General features: G+C 71.5%; 23 protein-coding genes. 10 read left to right on the top strand and 13 right to left on the bottom strand.

Annotated features, from left to right (window positions below):
• Positions 1 to 23: 23 nt before the first annotated feature.
• The 3 genes from AC792_RS04805 to AC792_RS04795 form a co-directional block, all read right to left on the bottom strand.
• The gene (locus AC792_RS04805; RefSeq protein ID WP_049829417.1) at positions 24 to 767 is read right to left on the bottom strand and encodes an MBL fold metallo-hydrolase; all 744 of its coding nucleotides are present in this window, start codon (positions 765 to 767) and stop codon (positions 24 to 26) included.
• Between the two features lie 197 nt (positions 768 to 964).
• Complete coding sequence (locus AC792_RS04800; protein WP_049829416.1) at positions 965 to 1,720, bottom strand: SOS response-associated peptidase; 756 nt, start codon at positions 1,718 to 1,720, stop codon at positions 965 to 967.
• A 79-nt stretch (positions 1,721 to 1,799) separates the two neighbouring features.
• On the bottom strand, positions 1,800 to 2,210 hold the full coding sequence (locus AC792_RS04795; RefSeq protein ID WP_049829415.1) for a hypothetical protein: 411 nt from the start codon (positions 2,208 to 2,210) through the stop codon (positions 1,800 to 1,802).
• A 294-nt stretch (positions 2,211 to 2,504) separates the two neighbouring features.
• Between AC792_RS04795 and AC792_RS04790 the strand changes: the two genes are divergently transcribed.
• A complete protein-coding gene (locus AC792_RS04790) occupies positions 2,505 to 3,377 on the top strand; it encodes a phosphodiesterase (protein WP_326947723.1) in 873 nt (290 codons plus the stop codon).
• Between the two features lie 75 nt (positions 3,378 to 3,452).
• Here AC792_RS04790 and AC792_RS04785 read toward each other — a convergent pair whose 3' ends face one another.
• The 4 genes from AC792_RS04785 to AC792_RS04770 form a co-directional block, all read right to left on the bottom strand.
• Positions 3,453 to 4,250 (bottom strand): MSMEG_6728 family protein, encoded by a 798-nt coding sequence (locus AC792_RS04785; protein WP_049829413.1) that lies wholly within the window; start codon positions 4,248 to 4,250, stop codon positions 3,453 to 3,455.
• A 45-nt stretch (positions 4,251 to 4,295) separates the two neighbouring features.
• Entirely contained in the window at positions 4,296 to 5,825 is a 1,530-nt protein-coding gene (locus AC792_RS04780; RefSeq protein ID WP_442853601.1) for a stealth family protein, read from the bottom strand.
• A 186-nt stretch (positions 5,826 to 6,011) separates the two neighbouring features.
• Positions 6,012 to 7,175: a glycosyltransferase family 4 protein gene (locus AC792_RS04775; RefSeq protein ID WP_082177421.1), complete on the bottom strand. Its 1,164-nt coding sequence runs from the start codon at positions 7,173 to 7,175 to the stop codon at positions 6,012 to 6,014.
• A 103-nt stretch (positions 7,176 to 7,278) separates the two neighbouring features.
• Positions 7,279 to 7,914 (bottom strand): DUF1684 domain-containing protein, encoded by a 636-nt coding sequence (locus AC792_RS04770; protein WP_049829411.1) that lies wholly within the window; start codon positions 7,912 to 7,914, stop codon positions 7,279 to 7,281.
• Positions 7,915 to 7,989: 75 nt separating this feature from the next.
• Between AC792_RS04770 and AC792_RS04765 the strand changes: the two genes are divergently transcribed.
• A complete protein-coding gene (locus AC792_RS04765) occupies positions 7,990 to 8,742 on the top strand; it encodes a sulfite exporter TauE/SafE family protein (protein ID WP_049829410.1) in 753 nt (250 codons plus the stop codon).
• A 63-nt stretch (positions 8,743 to 8,805) separates the two neighbouring features.
• Entirely contained in the window at positions 8,806 to 10,083 is a 1,278-nt protein-coding gene (locus tag AC792_RS04760; RefSeq protein ID WP_049829409.1) for a cell division protein PerM, read from the top strand.
• An 18-nt stretch (positions 10,084 to 10,101) separates the two neighbouring features.
• Here AC792_RS04760 and AC792_RS04755 read toward each other — a convergent pair whose 3' ends face one another.
• Positions 10,102 to 10,572: a hypothetical protein gene (locus AC792_RS04755; protein ID WP_049829408.1), complete on the bottom strand. Its 471-nt coding sequence runs from the start codon at positions 10,570 to 10,572 to the stop codon at positions 10,102 to 10,104.
• Between the two features lie 38 nt (positions 10,573 to 10,610).
• Here AC792_RS04755 and purN point away from each other — a divergent pair, with 38 nt between their 5' ends.
• The 3 genes from purN (at position 10,611) to AC792_RS04740 (ending at position 12,901) form a co-directional block, all read left to right on the top strand.
• Positions 10,611 to 11,195 carry a phosphoribosylglycinamide formyltransferase gene (gene purN / locus AC792_RS04750; RefSeq protein WP_049829407.1) on the top strand — a complete coding sequence of 195 codons (585 nt, stop codon included), beginning with the start codon at positions 10,611 to 10,613 and terminating at the stop codon, positions 11,193 to 11,195.
• Complete coding sequence (gene corA / locus AC792_RS04745) at positions 11,196 to 12,212, top strand: magnesium/cobalt transporter CorA (protein ID WP_049829406.1); 1,017 nt, start codon at positions 11,196 to 11,198, stop codon at positions 12,210 to 12,212.
• Between the two features lie 89 nt (positions 12,213 to 12,301).
• Entirely contained in the window at positions 12,302 to 12,901 is a 600-nt protein-coding gene (locus AC792_RS04740; protein ID WP_049829405.1) for a DUF6318 family protein, read from the top strand.
• A 174-nt stretch (positions 12,902 to 13,075) separates the two neighbouring features.
• Here the strand turns inward: AC792_RS04740 and AC792_RS04735 are convergent, their stop codons facing one another.
• Positions 13,076 to 14,428, bottom strand: a complete 1,353-nt coding sequence (locus AC792_RS04735) for an MFS transporter (protein WP_049829404.1) — start codon at positions 14,426 to 14,428, stop codon at positions 13,076 to 13,078.
• Positions 14,429 to 14,615: 187 nt separating this feature from the next.
• On the opposite strand from AC792_RS04735, the gene AC792_RS04730 reads away from it, so the two are divergent.
• From AC792_RS04730 to AC792_RS04720, 3 genes are all read left to right on the top strand, one after another.
• Positions 14,616 to 15,638 carry an endonuclease domain-containing protein gene (locus AC792_RS04730; protein WP_049829403.1) on the top strand — a complete coding sequence of 341 codons (1,023 nt, stop codon included), beginning with the start codon at positions 14,616 to 14,618 and terminating at the stop codon, positions 15,636 to 15,638.
• 193 nt (positions 15,639 to 15,831) lie between these two features.
• The gene (purH, locus tag AC792_RS04725) at positions 15,832 to 17,460 is read left to right on the top strand and encodes a bifunctional phosphoribosylaminoimidazolecarboxamide formyltransferase/IMP cyclohydrolase (protein WP_049829402.1); all 1,629 of its coding nucleotides are present in this window, start codon (positions 15,832 to 15,834) and stop codon (positions 17,458 to 17,460) included.
• A gap of 144 nt (positions 17,461 to 17,604) precedes the next feature.
• Positions 17,605 to 19,827 (top strand): NADP-dependent isocitrate dehydrogenase, encoded by a 2,223-nt coding sequence (locus AC792_RS04720; protein WP_049829401.1) that lies wholly within the window; start codon positions 17,605 to 17,607, stop codon positions 19,825 to 19,827.
• A gap of 116 nt (positions 19,828 to 19,943) precedes the next feature.
• Here the strand turns inward: AC792_RS04720 and AC792_RS04715 are convergent, their stop codons facing one another.
• The gene (locus AC792_RS04715) at positions 19,944 to 21,020 is read right to left on the bottom strand and encodes a Gfo/Idh/MocA family protein (protein ID WP_049829400.1); all 1,077 of its coding nucleotides are present in this window, start codon (positions 21,018 to 21,020) and stop codon (positions 19,944 to 19,946) included.
• Between the two features lie 138 nt (positions 21,021 to 21,158).
• On the opposite strand from AC792_RS04715, the gene AC792_RS04710 reads away from it, so the two are divergent.
• Positions 21,159 to 21,635, top strand: a complete 477-nt coding sequence (locus tag AC792_RS04710; RefSeq protein ID WP_082177419.1) for a DoxX family protein — start codon at positions 21,159 to 21,161, stop codon at positions 21,633 to 21,635.
• A gap of 34 nt (positions 21,636 to 21,669) precedes the next feature.
• Here AC792_RS04710 and AC792_RS04705 read toward each other — a convergent pair whose 3' ends face one another.
• The 3 genes from AC792_RS04705 to AC792_RS04695 are packed head-to-tail and all read right to left on the bottom strand — an operon-like array spanning position 21,670 to position 24,249.
• Positions 21,670 to 22,200: a gamma carbonic anhydrase family protein gene (locus AC792_RS04705; RefSeq protein WP_049829399.1), complete on the bottom strand. Its 531-nt coding sequence runs from the start codon at positions 22,198 to 22,200 to the stop codon at positions 21,670 to 21,672.
• A gap of 31 nt (positions 22,201 to 22,231) precedes the next feature.
• Positions 22,232 to 23,086 (bottom strand): formyltetrahydrofolate deformylase, encoded by an 855-nt coding sequence (purU, locus tag AC792_RS04700; protein WP_049829398.1) that lies wholly within the window; start codon positions 23,084 to 23,086, stop codon positions 22,232 to 22,234.
• Entirely contained in the window at positions 23,083 to 24,249 is a 1,167-nt protein-coding gene (locus AC792_RS04695) for an NAD(P)-binding domain-containing protein (RefSeq protein WP_049829397.1), read from the bottom strand. Before AC792_RS04695 ends, purU begins: the two co-directional genes overlap by 4 nt.
• Positions 24,250 to 24,397 lie beyond the last annotated feature (148 nt).

Genomic DNA, 24,397 nt, shown 5'->3' with positions numbered 1-24,397 from the left:
CGGGTGCGCGAGGCCCGTGCGGGTCAGTGCCCGCCCACCTCCAGCGCACGGGCGACGGCGGACTCCACCCCTGCCTGCCACGGGAGACCGTGGCCGGGGAGCACGGTCCGTGCCGCGGTGGAGCGCAGGGCCTCCAGCGAGTGCAGGGCCGCCCGGGTGTCCGCGGTGGCGGCGCTCGCCACCACCTGGGGGCCGGGCCTGCCGGTGTAGGGATCGAGGGTCACGAGCGCATCGCCGCTGATCACGGCGTCGCGGTCGGGGAAGTGCAGGGCGCAGTGGCCGTCGGTGTGACCCGGCGTCGGCACCAGGACGGGTGAACCGGGCAGGCCGGCGGCGACCTCCGCCGTCAGCGCCTGCGTGTCGCGGACGCCCCTGACGGTGAGGGCGCCAGCGAGGGTCATCCGCAGCAGGCCGGGGACGGCCCCCGGGTACCGCACCGGGTACAGGAAGGGGGAGCGCTCGTGGTCGTAGCTGTAGGGGTGGGCGGCGATCCGCGCGTCCGCGGGATGGCAGTACACGGGGATGCCGTACCGGGTCCGCAGCTGCTCCGCCGTCCCCACATGGTCGAAGTGCCCGTGGGTGAGCACGATCGCCGTGATGTCCCGCACCGACCTCCCGATCTGGGAGAGCGCGCTGCTGAGCAGGGCCCGGGACCGGGGCAGCCCGGTGTCCACCAGGAGCAGGCCGTTCTCGTCCTCCACCAGGTACACGTTGGTCCGTGCGTGCTCGAGGTGGTGGATACCCGGGGCGATGTCCGTGCTGATCATGTGTCTCCTCGACTCCGTGTCCTGCCGTGTCCTGTCCTGTCCTCGACGATAGGGATGCACCCCGGATGCGACAAGGAGGAACGTCTCGCGCGCAGGGGGTTCCCCGCTGCGCGCCGGAACGCTAGGCGCTCGTCGCCCGCCCCGGCGCCGCCGGTCCCGCGTCCGCCCTGCGGGCCGCGGGTCCCGCACCCATCGGGCTACAGGAGGCGCTGCTGCCCGGCGTCGGCCGTGGTGTCCCCGGGGAGCGGCTCGATGAGCTCCGGGCCGTTGTTCCGCACGGATCCCACGCGGGTGCCCACCTCGCGGGGCACCAGGCGGGGGTCGGGGATGGCGGCCAGCAGGTCGCGGACGGCTCCCTTGGAGTCGTTGTGGGGATCGAGCCAGTCGCCGCGGAGCTCCGCGGGCACGATCACGGGCGTGCGGTCGTGGATCTCGCCGAGGGCGTCGTCCGCGGGCCGGGTGATGATGGTGCAGCTGAGCACCCAGGTACCCCGAGGGTGCTCCTCGGACGTCGCGGCGGGGGCGCGCCAGAACCCGTACGGGGCCGCGAAGCCGAGGTGGGCGCCGCCCCCCCCGGGCAGGTAGAGGGGGGTCTTCGAGCCGTCGCTGTTCCTCCGCCACTCGTAGTAGCCATCCGCCGGCACGATCCCGCGCCGCTTCAGGGCGGCGGTGCGGAAGGAGGGCTTCTCGAGGAGGGTCTCGCTGCGGGCGTTGATCATGCGGGCACCGACGGCGGCGGAGGCGGCCCAGGAGGGGATCAGTCCCCAGCGTGCCCGTTCCAGATGGCGGGTCAGTTCGCCGGTCTCCGGGTCGAGGTGCTCCACCACCAGCTGCACGGTCTGTGTGGGCGCCACGTTCCACGAGGGTTCCACCTCGCCCTCCGCCGCCTCGTCGATGTCGAAGGCATCCACGAGATCCGCCTTGTTCCCGGCGATCACGAACCGTCCGCACATACCCGGGTCTCCCGTCCAGAAGTGCTGCCGAAGGGTACTGCGGCCCCTCAGGTGGCCGGGGCCGCAGTGTTCACGCGTGCTACTTGCGCTTGCGGTCCATGATGAGGGCGAGCGCGATGCCCACCATCCAGATGTCCTTGGCCACGGAGGTGCCCTCCTGGCTGGGACGCACGCCGTCCTCCTCGGTCATCTCCGGGGTCCTGAAGTACATGGTCATCATGCCCGCGGAGAAGGCGAGCAGACCGATGCCTGCGAGCCTGCTGGAGACGAAGGGGGCCAGGAGCGCGGAGCCGACGGCGATCTCGGAGCCCGTGAGGACCTTGCCGAACTGCGCGGCACTGAGCTGGTTCACCTGCGGGAAGGCCTTGGCGGCCATGGACTGCAGGTAGCCGGCAGTTCCCTCGTCGAGGCCGAGCTTGCCGATCCCCGAGTTCAGGATGAGCGCGCCCGTGGTGAGGCGGAGGGGCAGGTGGCTGGGGCGGAAACCCATGGTGATGCCTTTCGGTGGATGATGCTTCGCCCTGAAAGCCTACGGGGCGTGGATGGTGCTCGCTGGTTGAAGCCTCAAGCATAACGGCGCACCGCACCTCGTCACCGCAGGTTCGGAGGTAGCACGGGCCGAAGTTCTCGTGAAGTTCGGCGACGGGCCGCGGCGTGTTCACCCTATTCGGAGGTTGCGCTGGTTGGATGGTACGTAGCTCGCGACACCCGACAGCTAGCGCAAGTAGGTTCCATGGTCCCCCGGACGGCAGAACACCCCCGACCACAGCACTTCATCCTCCACATGAGCGACACCCACCTGCTCGGCGGTACCGATCCGCTCTACGGTGCGGTGGACAGCGAGCGGCGGCTCCGGGAGGTGTTCGCGGAACTCGAGGCCACCGGTGCACGGCCGGACGCGATCGTGTTCACCGGCGACCTCGCGGACAGGGGCGAACCCGGGGCGTACGCCAAGCTCCGAGCCATCGTGGACCCGTCGGCGGCGAGACTGGGGGCCACGGTGATCTGGGCGATGGGCAACCACGACGACCGCGCCGCCTTCCGTGCGGGGCTCCTGGACGAGGAGCCGGGGTCGGCCGGGGCGGATGCCCCCGTGGACGCCGTCCACTTCGTCGACGGGCTGCGGATCATCACCCTGGACTCCACCGTGCCCGGTCACCACCACGGCGAATTCACGGCGGCGCAGCTGCGCTGGCTGGAAGGTCAGCTCGAGGTGCCCGCTCCGCACGGCACGATCCTCGCACTCCACCACCCTCCCGTCCCCTGCGTGCAGGACCTCGCGGTCCTGGTGGAGCTGCGTGACCAGCGCAGCCTCGCCGAGGTGGTGCGGGGCTCGGACGTCCGGAGCATCCTCGCCGGGCACCTCCACTACTCCACCACCGCGATGTTCGCCGGGGTCCCCGTCTCGGTGGCCAGCGCCACCTGCTACACCCAGGACCTGCTGTTCGACGGCGGCGGGACCCGGGGCCGGGACGGCGCGCAGTCCTACAACCTGGTGCACGTCTACGAGTCCACGATCGTCCACTCCGTGGTGCCCGCCGGGACGCACGCCCCGGTGGGCGAGGTGGTGTCGAGGGCCGAGGCGCAGCGCAGGCTCGAGGCCCACGGGGTGCGGATCGCCGACAGCTCACGCGAGCGGCACCTCACCTCGGCCTGACGCACCCACCCGTCGTGGTGCCCGGTCCTGACGGACCGGGTCCGGGCCGGGTCCGGAACCGGCTCCGACGCGGCGTCAGCGTACCAGTACCGGGGGGAGATCCACGCCGAAGAAGGTCCGGGGATCCTGCAGCAGCGCCGGAGGGTGCACCTCGCTCCTGCTCAGGACGCCGTGCGGCCGCACGGGACGCAGCAACCCGTCCTCGTGCATCAGGACCGGCCCCAGGTGCCCGGTGCGCAGGTGGTCCCGGTCTGCGGCGAGCACGGCCACGGCATCGCCGTCCTGCACGGTCTCCTCGAACGCCCGCAGCTGCCGCCCCCACTTGGGGCCGGCGGACCCGCCCGGTGAGGTCGGCGGCAGGAGGATGTCCGCGGCCTCCTCGAAGGGATCCGGCGAGCGCCACACCCAGAGACGGCGCCCGGCGGGTTCGGCGGCGACGCACTCCTCCGCAGGTTCCGGCCAGCTGTACGGCAGATCCTCGGGGGTGCCCGGGAACCTCTCGCGGTACACCTCCGGCGCCTTCTGGATCAGGTTGGACCGGTGGCTGAGGTGCAGCCCGGGCTCGCCGAACCACGGCGGCAGCGGCACGTGCGGATCGTCGAGCACCTCGGGGGCGAACTCGAGGATCTGCCGGTACGTGGAATCGGCGTGCCCGCGCGACACCCACTCGGACACGACGGCCAGCCCGTAGGCCGTCAGCGCCGGGACGTACCCCATCCACATGCGGATCGCCGGGTGCCGCACCCATCCGTAGTCCGGGATGACCAGCGCCCGCAGGGTCTGCAGCGTCTCCACGCGCTGCTTCCCGAGCCTCGCCTGGTCCAGCACCCGGGCGCTCGCCGCGAAGTCCGGGTAGGGGAGGAAGTTCTGCATGCGGTCAGTCTTGCACGCACCACCGACCCCCTCCCCGTACCCCGCTCAGACCTCCCAGGGCGCCTTGACCGGGAAGTACTTCTCGAGGAAGTCCGTGACCAGGTGCGCCCGTTCCTCCGCGGAGACCTCGGGGAAACTGCCGTCGTTGAGGCAGAAGAAGTCCTGGTTCCGCTTGTCCAGCATCCTGGTGAGGCTGTGCAGGCCGGAGCGCTGGGTGGTGTCCACGTACTTCACGCGGACCATCTCCTGCGTCACGGCGCGCCCCGTGAGCAGCGCGTAGTAGTGGTAGAGCGAGTTGGTCACCGAGATGTTGTCCTTGGCCCGGAACCGCGAGGCGGCCGTGGCGGTGAACTCGGCGGCGAACTCCTCCTCCATCTCGAGCAGGACGCTCTTGCGCAGGGGTGCCGCGACGTGCTCGAGGTGCCGCGTGGTGATGCGGCCGAAGCGCTCGTGCAGCAGGCGGCGGTTCACGCGTGCCGCGTTCTCGAAGCCGCTGCGCTCGGCGTCGTTCTCACCGAGCCCGATGCGCGTGTCCGCCTCGATGAACTTGGTGATGCCCCCGGGGGAGAAGAACATGTCCGGGGCCACGGGACGGCCGAAGAACATGTCGTCGTTCGAGTAGAGGAAGTACTCGGAGAGCCCCGGGATGTGCTGCAGCTGCGACTCCACGGCCTGCGAGTTGTGGGTGGGCAGCACCGACGGGTCGAGGAAGTGCTCCTCGGACCGGACGAGGGTCACGGAGGGGTGGTCCGCCAGCCAAGCGGGGCGCTCGGAGTCCGTGGCGATGAAGATCCGGCGGACCCATGGCGCGAACATGTACACGGAGCGCAGGGCGTACTTCAGCTCGTCGATCTGCCGGAACCGGGCTTCGTGGTCGTCGCCCTCGCCCACCACCACGCCCTGCATGCGTGCGGCGCGCGCGGCCTGGTACTCGGGGCTGCTGCCGTCCACCCAGGAGAAGACGAGGTCCACGTCGAAGTCGATGTCCTTGGCGTGGTCGGCGAACATGTTGTCGATCGTGGGCCAGGTCAGTCCGTGGCGCTCCACCTCGCCGCGCACCACCTCGGCGGCGGGCAGGGAGCGCCGGGTCAGCGAGTTCTCCACCGGGAGTTCGATCTCCGCCTCGTCGAGCGTCCACAGCTCGATCTGCACGCCCGCGGAGGGCCCGTAGGCCAGACCGCCCAGCGGCTCGATGCGGGGGCGGAACAGGCGGAAGATCCGCGCCTTCCCGCTCTTGGTGAGTTCGCCGTCGCTCACGAGCAGGGTGGTGCGGCGCTTGGTGTCCACCGTGCGCGAGTAGAAGGGCTCGTCACGGCACGCGGACACGAGCGCGGCGCGGAGCCGCTCGCGGTCGGCGAGGTCGACGGCGATCACGGGCCGCTGATCGTTGCCCCGCACCAGCAGGAAACCGATCTCCGCCTCGTCCAGGGCCGCGCGGATGAACAGGAGGTCCTCCACCATGGCCTGGTGCGGTGTGCGGTCGGCGTTGATGAGGGTGAAGCGGCGTTTGACGGTGGTGATGTCGGAGCGTCCCTCGAAACGGGCCACCGCCGCGCGAGACGCCGATTCGAGGATCTCGGCTTCATTCTCCGGTTCAGGTGCACCGAAATAAATGTCGTGTTGGGCAGCAGTGTCTGTAATCGGAACCTCCGGAAGTGGGTGGGACGCTCCAATGATAGGGCCTCCCGCACCGGACGCCCCGGGCGCAGGGGCCACCGCGACCCCCGCGGGTGCCGTCCGCCCGGCGCCGGATCGCAGGGACTACTGCGTCCTGCGGACCCGGTGGGCTGCCCCTGCACGGCGTGCCTGCACCGCGACGGCCTTCTCGTAGTAGCCCACGAGCTGCTCGCAGAGCACGGGCCAGGTGCGGCCCTGGACGGAGGCGTGGGCGGCCCGCCCGAAGGCGCGCCGCTTGGCGTCGTCCCCGATCAGATCGGCCACTGATGAGCGGAGACCGGCGAGATCCCCGGGCCGGTAGATCCACCCGGTGCGGGAGGCGTCCACGAGGTCCAGCGGACCTCCGCGGCCCACGGCCACCACCGGCACGCCCGACGCCATGGCCTCCTGGATGGTCTGGCAGAACGTCTCCGACTCGCCCGGGTGGACGAAGAGGTCGAAGGTGGCCACCATGCGCGCGAGCTCCGTCCCGCTCCGGAAACCGGCGAAGTGGGCGCGGGGCAGGCGGGCGCGCAGGCTCTCCTCCAGCGGCCCGGAGCCGATGATCACCAGGCGGGTTCCCGGCATCGAGTCCAGGACCGCGAGGTCCTCCACCTGCTTCTCCGCGGCCAGCCTCCCCACGAAGCCGATGATCCGCTCGTGCGGTGCGGCCACCGTGGCCCGCCACGCGGCGTCGTACCGGCCGGGCGAGAAGCGTTCCGTGTCCACGCCGCGGCGCCACAGGTTGAGCCGCTGCACCCCGTGGTCGCGCAGCTGCCCGAGCGCGAAGGACGACGGCACGAGGGTCAGCGTGGAGGCGTCGTGGATGTTCTCCACCCGCTGCCACAGGAGCCCCTCGAGCCAGGGGAAGCCGTACCGCGCCGCGTAGGCGGGCACCTCCGTCTGGTACACCGAGACCGAGGGGAGACCCAGCTGCTCACAGGCCTGGACGGCGCGCCAGCCCAGCACGAAGGGCGAGGCGATGTGCACCACGTCCGGCCCGAAGTCCTGGAGGATGCGCCGTACCCGCGCCACGGTGCCTGCGGCGAGCCGCACGTTCGCGTAGCCGGACAGCGGCACGGAGGGCAGCGGGTGCACGGGGAAGCCCTCCACCGTGGTCGGTGCCTCGTCCACCGGCCAGGAGGACGACGGCGCGATCACCAGGACGTCGTCCCCCCGCCCCCGCAGGTGGGAGAGGACCTTCAGCAGCGAGTGGGTGACCCCGTTCATGTGGGGCAGGAACGATTCGGCGACGATTGCTATCCTCACGCGCCCAGCATCCCGCGCAGGGGCGGAGGCGGGGGCACCGCGGGATGGAGGTCCGGTGAACGTTCGGCGAACTTCCCCGCGGCACCGGGGTGCGGGTCCGCGCTCAGTACGTCCGGTACAGCTCCCCGACCGGTACGGCATCGGTCAGCCGGTTGTCCGGCCCGGGGAGCGGGCAGGCCCACGCCTCGTCGTAGGCGCAGGACGGGTTGTACGCGAAGTTGAGGTCCACCACGAGGCTCCCGGGCACCCGGCCCTCGCCGAGGTGCGCTCCCTTGACGGTGTCCAGGACGTAGCGCCCACCGCCGTAGCTGCCGTCCGGGGATCCCGCGGTGCCGTCCCGCAGGGGCAGGAACAACCCACCGCCGTAGGACGCGAGCCGCCACAGGGCCAGCTCCCCCAGCCCGGACAGCACGAGGGTGCCGAGGCGGCGGAACGGCACCACGCCGTCCGTACCGGTGGCCACGTCCATCTCCTCACCGGCACCGTCGTCGTGCAGCACCGCCTCGAAACGGAACGCGGGGTCGTAGGGCGCCACGGCCAGGCCGTCGAACGAGGCCCGTGCGGCGTCGTCCAGGGGGGAGGCCGGGTGGTCCCGGAAGAGCTCGTCGCGGCCCCGGCGCCAGAGCGCGTGGGCGGCTTCCGGGGAGTCGGCCGCGGCGCGCTCGCGGACGTCCGCGTAGAGCCCGAACACGAGCCGGCGCCAGTCGGCTGTGGCCAGGGCGGTCATGGGTGCTGTCATGTGCACAGGCTACCGCCGCCCCCGGCGGCGGGAAGGGCAGGGCACCGAATGGTTGCCCGGGCGTACTGTAGCTGGGTGACCCTCGGCATCTTCTGCATCGTCCTGGCCGCCGTCGTGGTGGGTGCCGTCGCGCAGCGCATCGCCGGTCTCGGCTTCGCCCTGCTGATCGCACCCTTCATGGTGATCATCCTGGGCCCCCACGCGGGCGTGCTCCTCGTGAACATGTGCGGTGTGGTCTCCTCGGCGATCATCGTGGGCCGGGTCTGGAGGGACATTGACTGGAGCATGTTCCGCTGGCTGGCGATCCCCTCGCTGTTCGGTTCGCTCCCCGGTTCCTACCTCGCCGTGATCGTGCCGTCGGCTCCGCTGTCCGTCACGGTGGGCGGGATCGTCCTGGTGGCCCTCACGGTGTCGCTGCTCCTGCAGCGCTCCGACGTCGTGGTGCGCGGCAACCTGCCGAAGGCGGTCGCGGGACTCACCGCGGGTGTCACGAACTCGATGGCCGGTGTGGGCGGCCCCGCCGTCAGCGCCTACGCACTCCTGTCCCGCTGGCCCCAGCGTTCCTTCGCCGCGACGCTGCAGCCCTTCTTCGTCCTGATCGGCAGCGTCACCCTGGTGACCAAGCTCCTCCTGGACCCCAGCCAGGCACCCGCCCTCGACACCTGGATGTGGGTGGCGATCGGCCTCGCCATCGTGGCGGGGATCGCCGTGGGGGAGAAGCTCGCCCGGTTCGTGCGCGACGAGCACGCGCGGGTCTTCGTGGTGGTGATCGCCTTCATCGGTGCCGGACTCGCCGTCGTCAAGGGTGTGATCGACCTCACCGCCTGACCCGGGGCGCCGTCCGGCCGGTACCCACCGGCGGGCATCCCCACCGATGGGATCATGGGAGGGATGAGACTTCCCACCAGACCCCGTGCCCTTCCCATGCCGCTGTGGCTGCAGGGCGTCCTCGAGCTCGGTCAGGCCGCCTTCCTCTCCGCGCTGCTCGTGGTGCTCCCTGTCGCCGCGGTCTGGTTCACCGGCGGGTCCGCCGCCCGCCCCGCGGCCTCCGCGGCCCGGCTCGCGGGGCAGGGGTGGCTCGTGATGCACGGCGTGCCGCTGGTGCTCCGGTTCCCCCCGGAGCTCGGTGCGGGGTCCCCCACCGGGCTGCTGCAGGTGATCCCGCTCGGCCTGTTCCTGGTGCCGTTGCTGCTGGCCTGGCGTGCAGGACGCCGCCTGGCACGTGCCTCCTACACCGACCAGCTCTGGCAGGCACTGCTCGGGGCGGTCCTCACGTACGGCGCCCTGGGCGCCCTCGTGGCGTTCTTCTCCGCCACACCCGACGCCTCCGCCTCCGTGGTCGCCGGTGCGCTGATCCCCCCGGTGTCCGCGAGTATCGGCCTCGTCACCGGCGCCTACCGCGAGGCCGGGGCCTGGAGCCGGTTGGTGGGCGTGGACTTCGCCGCACGGGTGGGGCGCACCAGCCAGCACTCACGTTGGGCCGGCTCGTACGCCTGGTCCGTGATCCGGTCGGGGTTCCTCGCCGTCCTGGTGGCCGGGGGTCTGTCCGCGATGCTGCTCGCCGTCTCGATCGCCCTGAACTGGACCGGGATCGCCGCGATCTACCAGCGGGTCGACGGCGGGGCCGCCGGCGCCACGGTGCTCACCCTGCTGCAGCTGGGGATGCTCCCGAACCTCGCGGTGTGGACGATGTCCTGGTCCACCGGGGCCGGATTCGCCCTGGGGGCCGGTAGCTCGATCACGCCGCTGGCCACCAGCGTGGGTCCGTTGCCGGCGCTGCCCGTCCTCGGCGCGCTGCCCGCGGGAGTCCTCGAGTACGGGTACGCGGCACTGGCCGTCCCGGTGCTCGCCGGGCTCCTGGCGGGCTGGTGGTTCTTCCGGGAGGGCGAGAACCACTTCGACGAGTGGCTGGTGCTGCAGAGCAGGCAGCGCTGGCTGACCTGGACGGCGTCGACGGCGGCACTGGCCGTGCTGATCGGCCTCGCGGCCGGTGTGGTGGGTGCCGTCGTCGCCCTGGTCTCCCGTGCCTCCCTGGGCCTCGGGCGCTTCACCGATCTCGGTCCGGACCCCGTCGCCCTGGGTGCCTGGCTGGCTCTCGAGGTGGCGGTGGGCGCCGTGCTCGGTCACGCCGCCGGGCCGCTCCTGGAGCGCGAGCCCCGGCGCCGCTGAGCTGCAACCGGTAGGACCTCAGCGGCCGGTGCCGCCCGGCAGGAGCCCGCCGAGATCCCTCAGCTCGTCCTCGCACTGACGTTCCGCCCGCAGGGTCAGCGCCTCCGCCTGGCAGGTCTCGTACTGCTGGGTCACCGGCCACAGGATCACCGAGGCGCCCGATCCCGCGGTCATGAAAAGGGCGGCGAACAGTCCGAGGCACACCGTGACCACCAGGAAGCGGGGGAGGTCGGCGCGGACGGCCTTGACCAGGGCCACCACCCCGGCGGTCAGGGCGAACAGTCCCAGGGCGAGCCCCAGCACCTTCCACGGCAGGGGAAGTCCGCTGGTGAGCAGGGCGCCGAGCAGCGAGAGCAGGAACACACGCAGCCACAGTCGGGCCGATTCGGCTCGCGCCGTCGTCGCGTCCTCGGGCTCCTTCCCGGGGGCGCCCGCTCGAGCGCTGCCCTGCTGCGGGTCCTGTTCCTTGATTCGCTTCTCCCTCGGCATGGTTCAACCCTAGGGGAGAGGAGTCCTAAGGTTGAGCCATGCGCATCGTCGTCCTCGTCTCCGGAACCGGATCCAACCTCCAGGCGGTGCTCGACGCCGCCGCGGACGGCAGCCTCCCGGTCACCATCGCGGCCGTGGGGGCCGACCGCCCCGGCACCGGTGGCGTGGAGCGGGCGGCCGCCGCCGGGATCGAGACCTTCGTGGTCGATCTCAAGCAGTACGCGGACCGCGGGGAGTGGAACCGCGACCTCGCCCGGGCCGTCGCGGCGCACGAGCCCGCCTACGTGGTGTCCTCGGGATTCATGCGGATCGTGGACCAGCACTTCCTGGACGCCTTCCCGGACCGCTACCTCAACACGCACCCGGCGCTGCTGCCGAGCTTCCCGGGCGCCCACGGCGTACGGGACGCGCTCGCCTACGGTGTGAAGGTCACCGGCTGCACCGTGATGATCGCCGATGCCGGTGTGGACACCGGCCCCATCCTCGCCCAGGCCGCCGTCCCCGTGCTCCCGGAGGACACCGAGGAGACCCTGCACGAGCGGATCAAGGTGGAGGAGCGCAGGCTCCTCATTGAGACGCTCGCGGGGCTCGCGGCCTCCTCCGCGCAGGGCGGGCCGAGCTGAATGGCGCTCGTCACGAACGCCGTCTACGTGGGCGGGACGGAACGACTCACCCCCACCGACCTCACCCGGACCTTCGAGCTCATGCGCGAGACCGGCGGCATGGGGTGGATCGGTCTCTACCGTCCGGAGGACGAGGAACTGCGCGCCGTGGCGTCGGAGTTCGGGTTGCATCCCCTCGCGGTGGAGGACGCCGCCAACGGTCACCAGCGTGCCAAGCTGGAGCGCTACGGGCAGACCCTCTTCGTGGTGCTCCGCCCCGCCCGGTACGTCGACGCCGAGGAGAAGGTGGAGTTCGGTGAGCTGCACCTGTTCATCGGCCCTGACTTCGTGGTCACCATCCGTCATGCGGAGTCGCCCGACCTCGGACTGGTGCGCCGGCGGCTCGAGGCCGACCCGGAGCTGCTGGGCGCCGGTCCGCAGGCCGTGCTCTACGCGCTGCTGGACCAGGTGGTGGACGAGTACGGGCCCGTGGTCGAGGGGCTCGAGATCGACATCGACGAGATCGAGGACGAGCTCTTCGGTGGCGAACCCGACGTCTCCCGCCGCATCTACGAGCTCCACCGCGAGGTCATCGCGTTCCAGCGGGCCACCCAACCGCTGGAGGACATGCTGGCCTCACTGCTGCACGGGTCCGAGAAGTACCGGCTGGACTCGGAGCTCGGCCGGAACCTCCGCGACGTGCAGGACCACGTGATCCGGATCGTGGAACGGGTCAACACCTTCCGCACCCTGCTGCAGAACGCCCTGACCGTGCACTCCACCCTCGTGGCGCAGCGCCAGAACGAGGAGATGACCCACCTGACGGAGACCTCCCTGGCCCAGGGGGAGGAGGTCAAGCGGATCGCCTCCTGGGCCGCGATCCTCTTCGCCCCCACCCTGGTGGCCTCGATCTACGGCATGAACTTCGACAACATGCCGGAACTGCACTGGGCCCTGGGATACCCGTTCGCGGTGGCCCTGATGATCGGGCTGGGCCTCGGGCTCTTCTGGGCCTTCCGCCGCAACGACTGGTTGTAGCCCTCGCCCCCGGAGGTTGCCCGGGGCACCGGTACAGTGATGAGGGCTCTCGCCGTCTCCACCCCTCTCCGACCACCGTTGGGACCCCCATGAACTTCTCGCGTACCGCGGCCACCGCCGCCCTCACGCTGCTGGCGCTCACCGCCTGTGCCGGCACCCCCGCCTCCGCCCCGCGACCTCCGCCGCCGCCCGTCCCGCGCCGGCGAGCCCCCCGCCCCCGCCGCGAGCATCCGGCAGCCGGCGAGCAACGCCTCGTCGGCGAGGTCTCGCCCGCGGGCGCCCGAGCATTCCTCTACCACTCCTTCGAGCTGAAGGGCTACGGGCTCCAGACCGGGGACCCCGCTGCCCTGCTGGACTCCGTGGACGGTGCCTCGGCCGAGGAGGCGGAGGCCGAGCGGCTCGCCGCCGTGTACGACGACGGCGGGGGGGGGCTCGGGGGCCCGCCCAAGGTCACCAACGTGCTGCTCACCACGGCGGACGACGACGGCACGGAGGGCTCGGACGTCACGGCGGTCATTCCCGTGAATCCCGGCGCGTACGCCGAGGTCGCCGAGGACGGCTCCGGGGGGGAGCAGCGGCCCTTCGTCCCGGGCGGCACCGTGTACGCCGCCACGATCCGCCACGAGGACGGCGCCTGGCACGTCACCGAGCTCGAGGAGACCCCCGACGTCGAGGTGCCCGAGGCGTAGGGACGCACCCTCCCCGGCGCCGCCGTCCACAGCGCCGTGACGGCGCCGTCGTCATGTCAGGTTCTCCGGCGTCGTCGATGGCGCCGTCGTCGTGTCAGGTTCGCCGGTGCACGGACCGTGCCCTGCCCCCGGTGCTCGCCGCCCTCGGGTCTCCGTCCCGGTGCGCAGGCGGCGTCACCGGAGTTCCGCGTTGCGCGTCTCCGGTGCGTTGAAGGCCATGAACACGACGGCGAGCACCACGAGCACCCCGATCAGCGCGAAGGTGAGCGGCAGCCCGAGATACGGCCACAGCAGGCTGCCGAAGATCAGCGGCACCAGCCCGGCGCCGATACGGGAGATCGTGGAGGCCCATCCGAAGCCGCTGCCCCGCAGCTCCGTGGGGTAGAGCTCGGACACGTAGGTGTAGAGCACCGGGATGGCCACCTGCACCACGAAGCCGAACGCCAGCAGCCAGGCGGTGGCCACGGCGGGCAGGTCGAGGTTCAGGGCGAAGACCACGAGCAGCAGCGCGGAGCCGGGCCCGGTGATGGCCAGCAGCCATTTGCGGCCCACCCGCTCCACCAGCAGGGCCGCGGCGACGACCCCGAGGAAGCCGACGCCGGTCATGAAGGTGGTGGTGATGAAGGCCACGGACTGCGCGTACCCGGAGGCGATCAGGATCCGAGGCATCCAGGTGAGCGCCCCGTAGTACACCAGCAGGATGGTCAGGAACAGACTCCACGCGGTGAGCGTGATGCGCCAGTCGAACCGCCACAACCCGGCGAGCTGACCGGAGATGCTCCCCAGCGAGAGCTTCGGCGTCTGCTCGGGCTCGGGCAGCCGCCACGCCCGGGCCTCCGCTCCGGTCCTGGTCACCAGGGTGTCGATGACCTTCCGGGCCTCCTCCCGGCGGCCGCGCTGCACGAGGTAGAGGGGGGACTCGGGGACGCCGGTACGCACCCAGAACACCAGCAGCGCGGGCAGCACCATGACGAGCATCGCGTGCCGCCAGTTGCCGGACGCGGCCACCACCGCCGTCGTCACCACGCCGCACAGGAACGCGCCGACGGGCCACCAGGCGTCCATCGCGGTGAGCACCCGCCCGCGTTGGCGGCGCGGGGTGAACTCACCCACCAGGGCGTAGTCCACGGGGATGCAGCCGCCCAGCCCGAATCCTGCGAAGAACCGGAGGACGCAGAACCAGACGATGTCCGGGGAGAAGGCACCCAGCACGGTGAAGACCGAGAAGATCAGGAGCGTCAGGGTGAAGGCCCGCTTCCGGCCGATCAGGTCCGCCACGGAGCCCCACACGAAGGCGCCCACGGCCATGCCGATCAGGTTGGATGTCGCCACCCAGGCGGCCTGGCCGGTGGTGATCCCCCAGTCCGCGATCAGGAGCGGGATGAGGTAGGCGTTGAGGGTCACGTCCCAGGCGTCGAACATGAAGCCGAGGCCGCCGATGAGGAAGATCTTGCCCTGGACCTTCCAGCGCCAGGGAAGATCCTGCACCACCTGGTCGCCGGTGGGGAGTGTGGTGTCGGTGCTCATGATGCCTTCGCGGAAGGGGGACGTCGGGAGAACAGCTGGGAGAACAATACCGCCGCCGTGGGCCGCGTCACGCCGCGCGTTACTCCGAGTGGTGGGTGCGCCGGGCGTCGAGAGGACACCTACGACGGCGGTTCCGGCCGTGGGGCGGTCATTCGTGCCCTTTCGGCGTAACGGGTGCGCTCCACCTGTGGACAGCGCCGAGGCCGGCGCGGAGCTGGTCCACCATGGGTCGATGCAGACCGATCCCATGGCCGCCGCACTGCTCAGCCTCGGCACCGCCCGGTGTTTCACCGTCGAGCGTGCCCGGGGCCTGGGCATCCCGCCCTCCGTACTGCGTCGCACCGGGTACCAGCGGCATTCGCGCAGCCTCCGTTCGGTGAAGGGCATCCCGGCGGAGGTGTCCGACGTCGTCACCTGCCTCGGTTCGCTGGTCCCGGGAACGGTGGCGAGCCACAGCACCGCGGCCGTGCTGTGGGGGATGCCGCTGCCCCGGCGTCTCCACGACGCACCGCTGCACCTGACCCGTCCGGTGGGCGGTTCCCGGCCGAGGAGGAAGGGCGTCGTCGGGCACCTCGCCGACCTGCCGTACGGGGCCACGGTGACGGTCTACGGGGTGCCGCTCACCACGCCGGCGCGGACCTGGTGCGATCTCGCGACGCAGCTGACGACGCCCGAACTCGTGGCCGCCGGTGACGCGCTGCTCAGGAAGCCGGATGCTCCCCGGCTGATCGGCGGGCTCGCCCTGCCCAACCCGCTGACCACCGTGGAGCTCCTGACGGCAGAACTCGCCACGAGAGCCGGGGCCCGCGGAACGGGGAGGGCCAGGGAGTCGCTACCGTTGCTGCGGACCGGCGTCGACTCGGTGCCGGAGACCCTGCTGCGCCTGCTCATCCGCGATGCGGGCCTGCCGGAACCCGAGGTGAACCGGTGGATCACCGACGTCGACGGCCGGCGGATCTCCCGACCCGACCTGCAGTACCGGAGCCGGCGGATAGCCCTCGAGTACGAAGGGGAGCACCACCTCACGGATGCGCGGCAGTGGGCGCACGACATCGAACGCGACGAGAGGCTCCGCGCCCTGGGCTGGACGGTGCTGCGCTTCACCAAGGTGCACCTGGGGGAGGGCCGGAGGGACGCCGTCGCCCGGATCGCCCGCGCGCTGTCCACGGCGGAGGAGTGCGGAGGAGTCACGGGGCCGAGGGGACAGTAGAGACGTCCGAAGGCCGGCGGACGGCGTCGTTTCTGCCCCCTCGCGGCCCCGGCGTGACGGGGCGGAGCCGAGAGGACAGAAATGACGCCGAAGAGCGGGCCGAGGACGTCGTTCCTGCCCCCTCGCGGTACCCGCGCACCACCCCGATAGAATCGGGACCGACCCCAGCGAAGCACTACCGACGGAGATCCGCGTGAGCCCCACACCCCTCGACCGTGTCCCCCTGCGCCGAGCACTGATTTCGGTGTTCGACAAGACCGGGCTGGAGGAACTCGCGCAGGGCCTGCACCGCGCGGGTGTCTCCATCGTCTCCACCGGCTCCACGGCGCAGCGCATCGCCGCCGCGGGCGTCCCGGTCACGGAGGTCTCCGAGGTGACCGGCTTCGCCGAGACCCTCGACGGACGCGTCAAGACCCTGCACCCCACGGTGCACGCCGGCATCCTCGCGGACCGCCGCCGGCCCGAGCACGTGGACCAGCTCGCGGAGCTGGACATCGAGCCGTTCGACCTCGTGGTGGTGAACCTCTACCCGTTCGTGGAGACCGTCCGCTCCGGCGCGGAGCCCGACGCCGTCGTGGAGCAGATCGACATCGGCGGCCCAGCGATGGTCCGCTCCGCGGCGAAGAACCACCCGCCGGTGGCCGTCGTCGTGGGCCCCGCCCGTTACGGTGACGTGGTCACGGCCGCCGCCGAGGGCGGCTTCGAGCTGACGGTCCGACGCCGGCTGGCCGCGCTCGCCTTCGCGCACACCGCGGCGTACGACACCGCCGTCGCCACCTGGACCGCCGCCCAGTTCGAGCTCGAGGACAGCGCCGACGACGGCGACGGCGGCAGTGACGCCACCTGGCCCGGCTACGCCGGCCTCGCGCTCGAGCGCTCCGAGGTGCTGCGCTACGGCGAGAACCCGCCCCAGCGCGCGGCCCTGTACGTGGACGCGGCCGCGACCCCGGGCATCGCCCAGGCCGACCAGCTCCACGGCAAGGCCATGAGCTACAACAACTTCGTGGACGCCGATGCCGCGCTCCGTGCGGCCTTCGACTTCGATCTCCCGGCCGTCGCCATCATCAAGCACGCCAACCCGTGCGGCGTGGCGGTGGGCTCGGCGGACGCGGCGGACCCGATCGCCGACGCCCACGCCAAGGCGCACGCCTGCGACCCCGTCTCCGCGTTCGGTGGCGTGATCGCCGCGAACCGCGAGGTCACCGCGGGCATGGCGGAGACCGTGAAGGACATCTTCACCGAGGTGGTGATCGCGCCGTCGTTCTCCGCGGAGGCGGTGGAGATCCTCTCGCGGAAGAAGAACATCCGCCTGCTCACGCTGCCCGAGGGCTACGGCCGGAACGCCGTGGAGTTCCGCCAGGTGTCCGGGGGAGTGCTGATGCAGTCCGCCGACACCCTCGACGCCGACGGCGACGACCCCTCGGCCTGGGCGCTCGCCGCCGGCGAGGCGGCCGATGACGCCACGCTCGCGGACCTCGCCTTCGCGTGGAAGGCCTGCCGGGCCGCGAAGTCCAACGCCATCCTGCTGGCGCACGACGGCGCGTCCGTGGGGGTGGGCATGGGGCAGGTCAACCGTGTTGATTCCTGCCGCCTTGCCGTGGAACGGGCCACCACCCTCGCCGACACCGAGCGGGCCCGCGGCTCCGTGGCCGCCTCCGACGCCTTCTTCCCCTTCGCCGACGGCCTGCAGATCCTGCTCGACGCCGGTGTGCGCGCCGTCGTCCAGCCCGGTGGGTCGGTCCGCGACCAGGAGGTGATCGACGCCGCGAACGCGGCCGGGATCACCCTCTACCTCACGGGTGCGCGCCACTTCTTCCACTAGGTTCCGCACCACCCGTACGGCCCGCCGCCGCCGCGGACCCGGGGTACAGATCGTTAGGTACTGGCCCCGGGACCTCGGTAGGTTGGAGCTGAGAACCTCACCCGACCACCCGCACGACGAAGAGCACCAGGGAGACGCCAACCCATGGCCAAGATCATCTACACCCACACCGACGAAGCACCCATGCTGGCCACCTACTCGTTCCTGCCGATCATCGAGGCCTTCGCCTCCACGGCAGGGGTGGAGGTGGAGACCCGGGACATCTCGCTCTCGGGCCGCATCATCGCCCTGTTCGCGGACCGGCTCCCCGAGGACCAGCAGGTGCCCGACGCGCTCGCGGAGCTCGGCGCGCTGGCGAAGACGCCTGACGCCAACATCATCAAGCTGCCGAACATCAGTGCGTCCGTCCCGCAGCTGAAGGCGGCCGTCGCCGAGCTGCAGGGCCAGGGCTACTCCATCCCGGACTACCCCGACCACCCGTCCACGGACGAGGAGCGCGAGACCCGCGCGCGCTACGACAAGGTCAAGGGCAGCGCCGTGAACCCCGTGCTCCGCGAGGGCAACTCGGACCGCCGCGCCCCGGCGTCGGTGAAGAACTACGCCCGCCAGAACCCGCACAGCATGGGTGCCTGGACGCCGGAGTCGAAGACCAACGTGGCGCACATGACCACCGACGACTTCCGCTCCAACGAGCGCTCCGTGGTGATCGCCGCGGACACCACCGTCTCCATCCGGCAGCTGGCCCCGGACGGCTCGGTGACGGTGCTCAAGGAGGCCTTCCCCGTGCTCGCCGGAGAGGTGGTGGACGGCACGGTGATGCGCGCCGGTGCGCTCGACACGTTCCTCGGTCAGCAGGTCACCCGCGCCAAGGAGGAGGGGGTGCTCTTCTCGGCACACCTGAAGGCCACCATGATGAAGGTCTCGGACCCCATCATCTTCGGCCACGTCGTGCGTGCCTTCCTGCCCGAGCTCTTCGCGACGTACGGTGACCAGCTCGCCGCCGCGGGCCTGAGCCCCAACAACGGTCTCGCCTCGATCCTCGGCGGGCTCGACGCACTGCCCGAGGACGTGCGCGACGGCGTGCAGCAGCTCATCATCAAGGGCATGGAGGACGGCCCGGCGATCGCCATGGTGGACTCGGACAACGGCATCACCAACCTGCACGTGCCGAGCGACGTGATCGTGGATGCCTCCATGCCGGCCATGATCCGCACCTCCGGTCACATGTGGGGCCCGGACGGCGAGGAGGCGGACACCCTCGCGGTGATCCCCGACAGCAGCTACGCCGGGGTGTACCAGGTGGTCATCGACGACTGCCGGGCCCACGGCGCCTTCGACCCCACCACCATGGGCACCGTGCCGAACGTGGGTCTCATGGCGCAGGCCGCCGAGGAGTACGGCAGCCACAACAAGACCTTCGAGATCCGCTCCGAGGGCAAGGTGCAGGTGCTCGACGCCGACGGCACCGTACTGCTCGAGCACGACGTCGCCCCGGGTGACATCTGGCGCGCCTGCCAGACCAAGGATGCCCCGATCCGCGACTGGGTGAAGCTCGCCGTCACCCGTGCCCGCGCCTCCGCGACCCCCGCCGTGTTCTGGCTGGACGCGGGTCGCGCGCACGACGCCAACCTGATCGCGAAGGTCGAGGAGTACCTCGGGGAGCACGACACCGAGGGTCTGGACCTGCGGATCATGTCGCCCGAGGACGCCACGGCGTTCACGCTCGAGCGCATCCGCCGCGGTGAGGACACCATCTCCGTGACCGGCAACGTGCTGCGTGACTACCTCACGGACCTGTTCCCCATCCTGGAGCTCGGCACCAGCGCCAAGATGCTCTCCGTGGTACCGCTGATGAACGGCGGCGGCCTGTTCGAGACCGGCGCCGGCGGTTCGGCTCCCAAGCACGTGCAGCAGCTCGTGAAGGAGAACCACCTGCGCTGGGACAGCCTCGGGGAGTTCCTGGCCCTCGCCGTGAGCTTCGAGCACCTGGCCACCACCACGGGCAACGCGCGTGCCCAGATCCTGGCGGACACGCTGGACCGCGCCACGGGGACCTTCCTGCTCGAGAACAAGTCGCCCCGCCGCCGCGTCGGTGAGATCGACAACCGTGGCAGCCACTACTACCTCGCCCGCTACTGGGCGGAGGAGCTGGCGCAGCAGGACCAGGACACGGAGCTCGCGGCCGCGTTCGCGCAGGTGGCCGAGGCGCTGACCGGGAACGAGGACGCGATCGTGTCCGAGCTCCTGGCGGTCCAGGGCTCGCCCGTGGACATCGCCGGGTACTTCCACCCGGACGTCGCCAAGGTGAGCGAGGTCATGCGCCCCTCGGGGACGCTGTCCGAGGTGCTCGCGATCCTCGCGAAGTAAGTACCCACGTCCGGGCGCGAGCAGCCGACGTACCGCACCGGTACGTCGGCTGCTTCGTCGGTCCTGGTCCCTGTCGCCCGGTCAGGTGAACCGGGCCGGACGACCGCGACTGCGTCTCAGGCGTCGTCGTTCGCATAGCGCAGACCGAGCTGTGCCCGCACGCCGTCGAGCAGGCGCATGGTGCGCACCGTGTGCTCGAGGGGCATGGTGGGGCTCTCGGAGAGGCACTCCTGGATGCAGCGCGTGACCTCTCGCAGCTGGTACGTGTACCCGGCACCCACGTGGTCGAACCGCTCCACGCGGGGTTCCGGCCCGGTCTGCACGGTCAGTTCCCGGGGATTGGGGAGCTGACCGTCCCCGGTGCGCAGCCATCCGTTCGCGCCGCTCACCGTGGCCTGGCCGGGGCACGCGGAGACGAACGACGACGACAGCTGGGCGTGCGCCCCGCTCGCGTAGCCGAGGGTGATGGCGGTCTGCAGATCCACGCCGTCGCCGTTGAGCTTGCCGATCGCGGAGACCGAGTCCGGGAAGCCGAGGGCCCCGAGCGCCCAGGTCAGCGGGTACACGGTGAGGTCCATCAGGGCCCCGCCGCCCGCCTTCGGGTCCCAGAGGCGGCTGGTGGGATCCTCCGGTGCGGTGAAGCCGAGATCGGCCTGCACCCAGCGGATCTCACCCAGCTCGCCGGAGCCGATGATCTCCCAGGCCCGGTTCACGCTCGGCAGGAAGCGCGTCCACACGGCCTCCATGAGGAAGAGCCCGCGGTCCGCGGCGAGGGCCACGAGGTCCTCCGCCTCCTCGGCGTTGATGGTGAACGGCTTCTCGCAGAGGACGTGCTTGCCTCCCTGCAGGGCGGCCCGCGCCACCTCGTGGTGCTGTCCGTGCGGGGTCGCGATATACACCACGTCCACCGCGGGATCGTCGACGAGGCGCTGGTAGCCGGAGGTGCCGCCGTCGTCGCCGTACGCCGTGGTGAAACCGAAGCGCTCCGCGAAGGCGTCAGCACTGTCCTGGCTGCGGGAGCTCACCGCGTGGAGGTCGGCGTCCTCGAGGAGGGCGATGTCCCCGGTGACCTTCGCGGCGATGCCTCCAGTGGCGACGACGCCCCACTTCAGGGGGCGGCCCGTTGCCGCGACGGGGCTGGGGGCACCTGTCATGGCGCAGGGAGGAACGGGGATGCAGATCGATGGGTTCATCTCCTCATCCTTGCCGCTGCGCGGGGATGCGTCCATCGTCCCGACACCTGAAGGCACCCCGACACCGGAGGGCGCCTCAGTATGGGCGCACCCCTCCGCGATGCTTGAAACTACAAGTAAAGCCGTTAGGGTGGAGGCATGTCGACCACGCACGTGCCGCCGCGCACCTCCACGCCCGCAGCCACCTCCCTCCCCACCCTGGGGCACACCGTGCTCCGCGCAGTCCTCGGCATCATCTTCGTGCTACACGGATGGCAGAAGTTCAACGAGTTCACCATCGCCGGGACCCAGGCGTCGTTCGCCGAGATGGGCGTACCTGCAGCCGACCTGGCCGCCCCCGCCGTCGCCGTCCTCGAACTCGGCGGTGGTGTGTTGCTGATCCTCGGCCTCGGCACCCGCGTGATCGCCGGTCTGCTCGCCCTCACCGTGCTCGGGGCGCTCGTGCTCGTCCACGGCGAGGCCGGTTTCTTCGTGGCCGACGGCGGGTACGAGTTCGTCCTGCTGCTCGCCGCCGCGAGCCTGCTGTTCGTCCTCGCCGGTCCCGGCCGCTGGTCCGTGGACCACGTCATCGCCTCCCGCCGCCGTGCCCCGAAGGACGTGCGGGTCGACGCCTAGGTCCGCAGGACCGGGACCTGCGCCCGGAGTGCACCTACCCGGGGCCGCCTCCGACGGCGTCGCGGTGCTCCTGCGCACGGCTGCGGTAGCGCCCGGCGTTCGAGCGGACCGCCGCCACCTCGTCGTCGTCGAGCCCCCGCCGCCCCTTCGCCGGCCCCCCGGCCACCGGGGAGCGCGGCGGGACCCCCGCCCCCTCGAGCCCCCCCGCCCCGGCGGCCACGAGGGAGCCGGCACCGATCACCGCGCCGTTCATCACCGTGGCACCCATGCCGATCAGGCAGTCGTCCTCGACGGTGCACCCGTGGACCACCGCGCCGTGGCCCACGCTGACGCGGTCCCCGATCGACGCGGGATACCCCGGGTCGGCGTGGACCACCACGTTGTCCTGCAGGTTGGTGCCCTCCCCGATGCTGATCGCGGCCGTGTCCGCACGCACGCTCGCGCCGTAGAACACGCTCGCGAAGGCGCCGAGGGACACCTCGCCGATCAGGGTGGCCGTGGGCGCCACGAAGGCCGACACGCCCACGCGGGGGGTGGTGCCGCGGAAGGGGATGATGTGGCTCATGACATCAGCCTAGGGGCGCGGTCCGTACCTGTCAGTTGAACACCACCGTGCGGCGTCCGTCGAGCAGCACGCGGCCCTCGGCGTGCCACTGCACGGCCTGTACGAGCGCCCGCCCCTCGAGTTCCCGTCCGATCGAGGCGAGCTGCTCGGCCGTCCGGGCATGGTCCACGCGGATGACCTCCTGCTCGATGATCGGCCCCTCGTCCAGGGCGCCCGTGACGTAGTGGGCCGTCGCGCCGATGAGTTTCACGCCGCGGGCGTGCGCCTGATGGTAGGGGCGTGCGCCCTTGAACGAGGGCAGGAACGAGTGGTGGATGTTGATGGCACGGCCCAGGAGGTCCTCGCAGAGCTGGTCGCTGAGGATCTGCATGTAGCGGGCCAGGACCACCAGTTCGACGTCGTGCTCCGCGATCAGCTCACGGAGGGCGTCCTCCGCGGCGTCCTTGGTCTCCGGGGTCACCGGGATGTGGCGGAACTCGATCCCGTAGAAGGCGGCGAGGCCCTCGAGATCGCGGTGGTTGGAGACGATCACGGGGATGTCGATGGGGAGGGTGCCGGAGCGGTGCTGGAAGAGCAGGTCGTTCAGGCAGTGCGCCGCCTTCGAGACCATGATGATGGTGCGGGTACGGCGTTCGGTCCCGGCGAGGGAGAAGTCCATGCCGAACTCCTCCGCCAGGGGTCGGAGGGCTGCTTCGACGTCCTCCGCCGGAGCGTCCGTGGTGAGCGCGACGCGCATGAAGAAGCTTCCCGTCCCCGGGCTCCCGTACTGCTGGGACTCGGTGATGTTGGCCCCCACCTCCACCAGCGCCCCGGAGACGCCGTGCACGATGCCGGGCCGGTCGGGGCAGGAGAGCGTCAGGGAGTAGGAGCGGCTGGGAGAGGTCATCCCGCCAGATTACCGGTGGCCCCGCCTTCCCCGCCCTCCGTGACACGGGCGACGGCGGCCCGGGCCGCTGCGCGCCCGGCCCGTGTTGCGCCGAGCGTGGAGGCGGAGGCCCCGTAGCCCACCAGCATCAGGCGCGGCTCCTTCACCACGCGGACGCCGTCCATCCGGATGCCGCCGCCCGGTTCGCGGATGCGCAGGGGAGCGAGGTGCTGCAGGGACGCGCGGAACCCCGTGGCCCAGAGCACCACGTCGACCTCCTCCTCCGACCCGTCGGTGAACACCGCGGTGTGCTCCCGGAGCTCGGCGAGCGGACCGCGCGAGACCAGCACCCCGGCGTCGATCCCCGCCCGGTACTCGGGCGTCAGGGGCAGACCGGTGGCAGCCACCACGCTCTCCGGAGGAAGCCCCGCGGCCGTCCGCGCACCCACCTCGGCCTCCACCTCCCGGCCCCACTCGGCGTCGAACGGACGCCGGACGAACTCCGGCGGACGGCGGGTGGACCACACGGTGCGCGCCCCGGCCGCCGCGGGCCGCAGCAGGAACGGTACCGCCGAGGTGCCGGCCCCCACCACGAGGACGCGCCGGCCCGCGAACTCCTCCGCCGAGCGGTAGTCGTGGGTGTGCAGCTGCCGGCCGGCGAACAGCCCACGGCCGGGGTAGGAGGGCCAGTAGGGGCGGTCCCAGGTCCCCGTGGCACTGATGACGACGTCGGCGCGCCAGGTGCCCGCCGTCGTCGTCACCGTGAGCGGGCCGTCCGTGCGGATGGACCCGGAGGGCTCCTGCATGTCTCCGGGCGTCGCGGGTTCCACGCGGAGCACGCGCACGGGGCGGATCACAGGCAGCCGGAACATCTCCTCGAAGGCCCCGTAGTAGCGGTTCACCACGGCGGAGGCCGGTTCCTCGGGGTCAGGGGTGCCGAGGGGGAGCCCGGGGAGGGGATGCAGTGCGTGGGCGGCGTCGAAGGTGAGGGCGGGCCAGCGGTGCAACCAGGCCCCGCCCGGTGCGGGATTCGCGTCGAGCACCACGAAGTCGCGGTGGGGTACCAGGCCCCGGCGGATCAGCTGGTACGCGCTGCTCAGCCCCGCCTGCCCCGCACCGATCACCACCACGCGGACCTCCAGCACGGCGGTACCGATGGCCGGTTGCGTCCCACGTTCCTCCATCTGGCTCTCCCTCCGTCACGTGCTCCTGTCCCGGAGTCCCGAACGACGTCCTCCGCAGCCGTATTCCACGGGGGTACGGCACCGGCCGGGTGGGCGGCGTAACCCGTTGGAAGCGCGGGCGGGGGTGCGGCTAGCATGGGAGCGTCGC

Origin of the sequence: Arthrobacter sp. RIT-PI-e (genome assembly GCF_001187915.1) — a bacterium.
In the GTDB taxonomy this organism is placed as follows: domain Bacteria; phylum Actinomycetota; class Actinomycetes; order Actinomycetales; family Micrococcaceae; genus Arthrobacter_D.
This window is presented reverse-complemented; position numbering and strand designations above follow the sequence as displayed.

Bases quoted from the DNA above. Each gene is read 5' to 3' on its own strand.
- AC792_RS04805 (WP_049829417.1), bottom strand. From the start codon at position 767: ATGATCAGCACGGACATCGCCCCGGGTATCCACCACCTCGAGCACGCA.
- AC792_RS04800 (WP_049829416.1), bottom strand. From the start codon at position 1,720: ATGTGCGGACGGTTCGTGATCGCCGGGAACAAGGCGGATCTCGTGGAT.
- AC792_RS04795 (WP_049829415.1), bottom strand. From the start codon at position 2,210: ATGGGTTTCCGCCCCAGCCACCTGCCCCTCCGCCTCACCACGGGCGCG.
- AC792_RS04790 (WP_326947723.1), top strand. From the start codon at position 2,505: ATGAGCGACACCCACCTGCTCGGCGGTACCGATCCGCTCTACGGTGCG.
- AC792_RS04785 (WP_049829413.1), bottom strand. From the start codon at position 4,250: ATGCAGAACTTCCTCCCCTACCCGGACTTCGCGGCGAGCGCCCGGGTG.
- AC792_RS04770 (WP_049829411.1), bottom strand. From the start codon at position 7,914: ATGACAGCACCCATGACCGCCCTGGCCACAGCCGACTGGCGCCGGCTC.
- AC792_RS04760 (WP_049829409.1), top strand. From the start codon at position 8,806: ATGAGACTTCCCACCAGACCCCGTGCCCTTCCCATGCCGCTGTGGCTG.
- AC792_RS04755 (WP_049829408.1), bottom strand. From the start codon at position 10,572: ATGCCGAGGGAGAAGCGAATCAAGGAACAGGACCCGCAGCAGGGCAGC.
- purN (WP_049829407.1), top strand. From the start codon at position 10,611: ATGCGCATCGTCGTCCTCGTCTCCGGAACCGGATCCAACCTCCAGGCG.
- corA (WP_049829406.1), top strand. From the start codon at position 11,196: ATGGCGCTCGTCACGAACGCCGTCTACGTGGGCGGGACGGAACGACTC.
- AC792_RS04740 (WP_049829405.1), top strand. From the start codon at position 12,302: ATGAACTTCTCGCGTACCGCGGCCACCGCCGCCCTCACGCTGCTGGCG.
- AC792_RS04735 (WP_049829404.1), bottom strand. From the start codon at position 14,428: ATGAGCACCGACACCACACTCCCCACCGGCGACCAGGTGGTGCAGGAT.
- AC792_RS04720 (WP_049829401.1), top strand. From the start codon at position 17,605: ATGGCCAAGATCATCTACACCCACACCGACGAAGCACCCATGCTGGCC.
- AC792_RS04715 (WP_049829400.1), bottom strand. From the start codon at position 21,020: ATGAACCCATCGATCTGCATCCCCGTTCCTCCCTGCGCCATGACAGGT.
- AC792_RS04710 (WP_082177419.1), top strand. From the start codon at position 21,159: ATGTCGACCACGCACGTGCCGCCGCGCACCTCCACGCCCGCAGCCACC.
- AC792_RS04705 (WP_049829399.1), bottom strand. From the start codon at position 22,200: ATGAGCCACATCATCCCCTTCCGCGGCACCACCCCCCGCGTGGGCGTG.
- purU (WP_049829398.1), bottom strand. From the start codon at position 23,086: ATGACCTCTCCCAGCCGCTCCTACTCCCTGACGCTCTCCTGCCCCGAC.
- AC792_RS04695 (WP_049829397.1), bottom strand. From the start codon at position 24,249: ATGGAGGAACGTGGGACGCAACCGGCCATCGGTACCGCCGTGCTGGAG.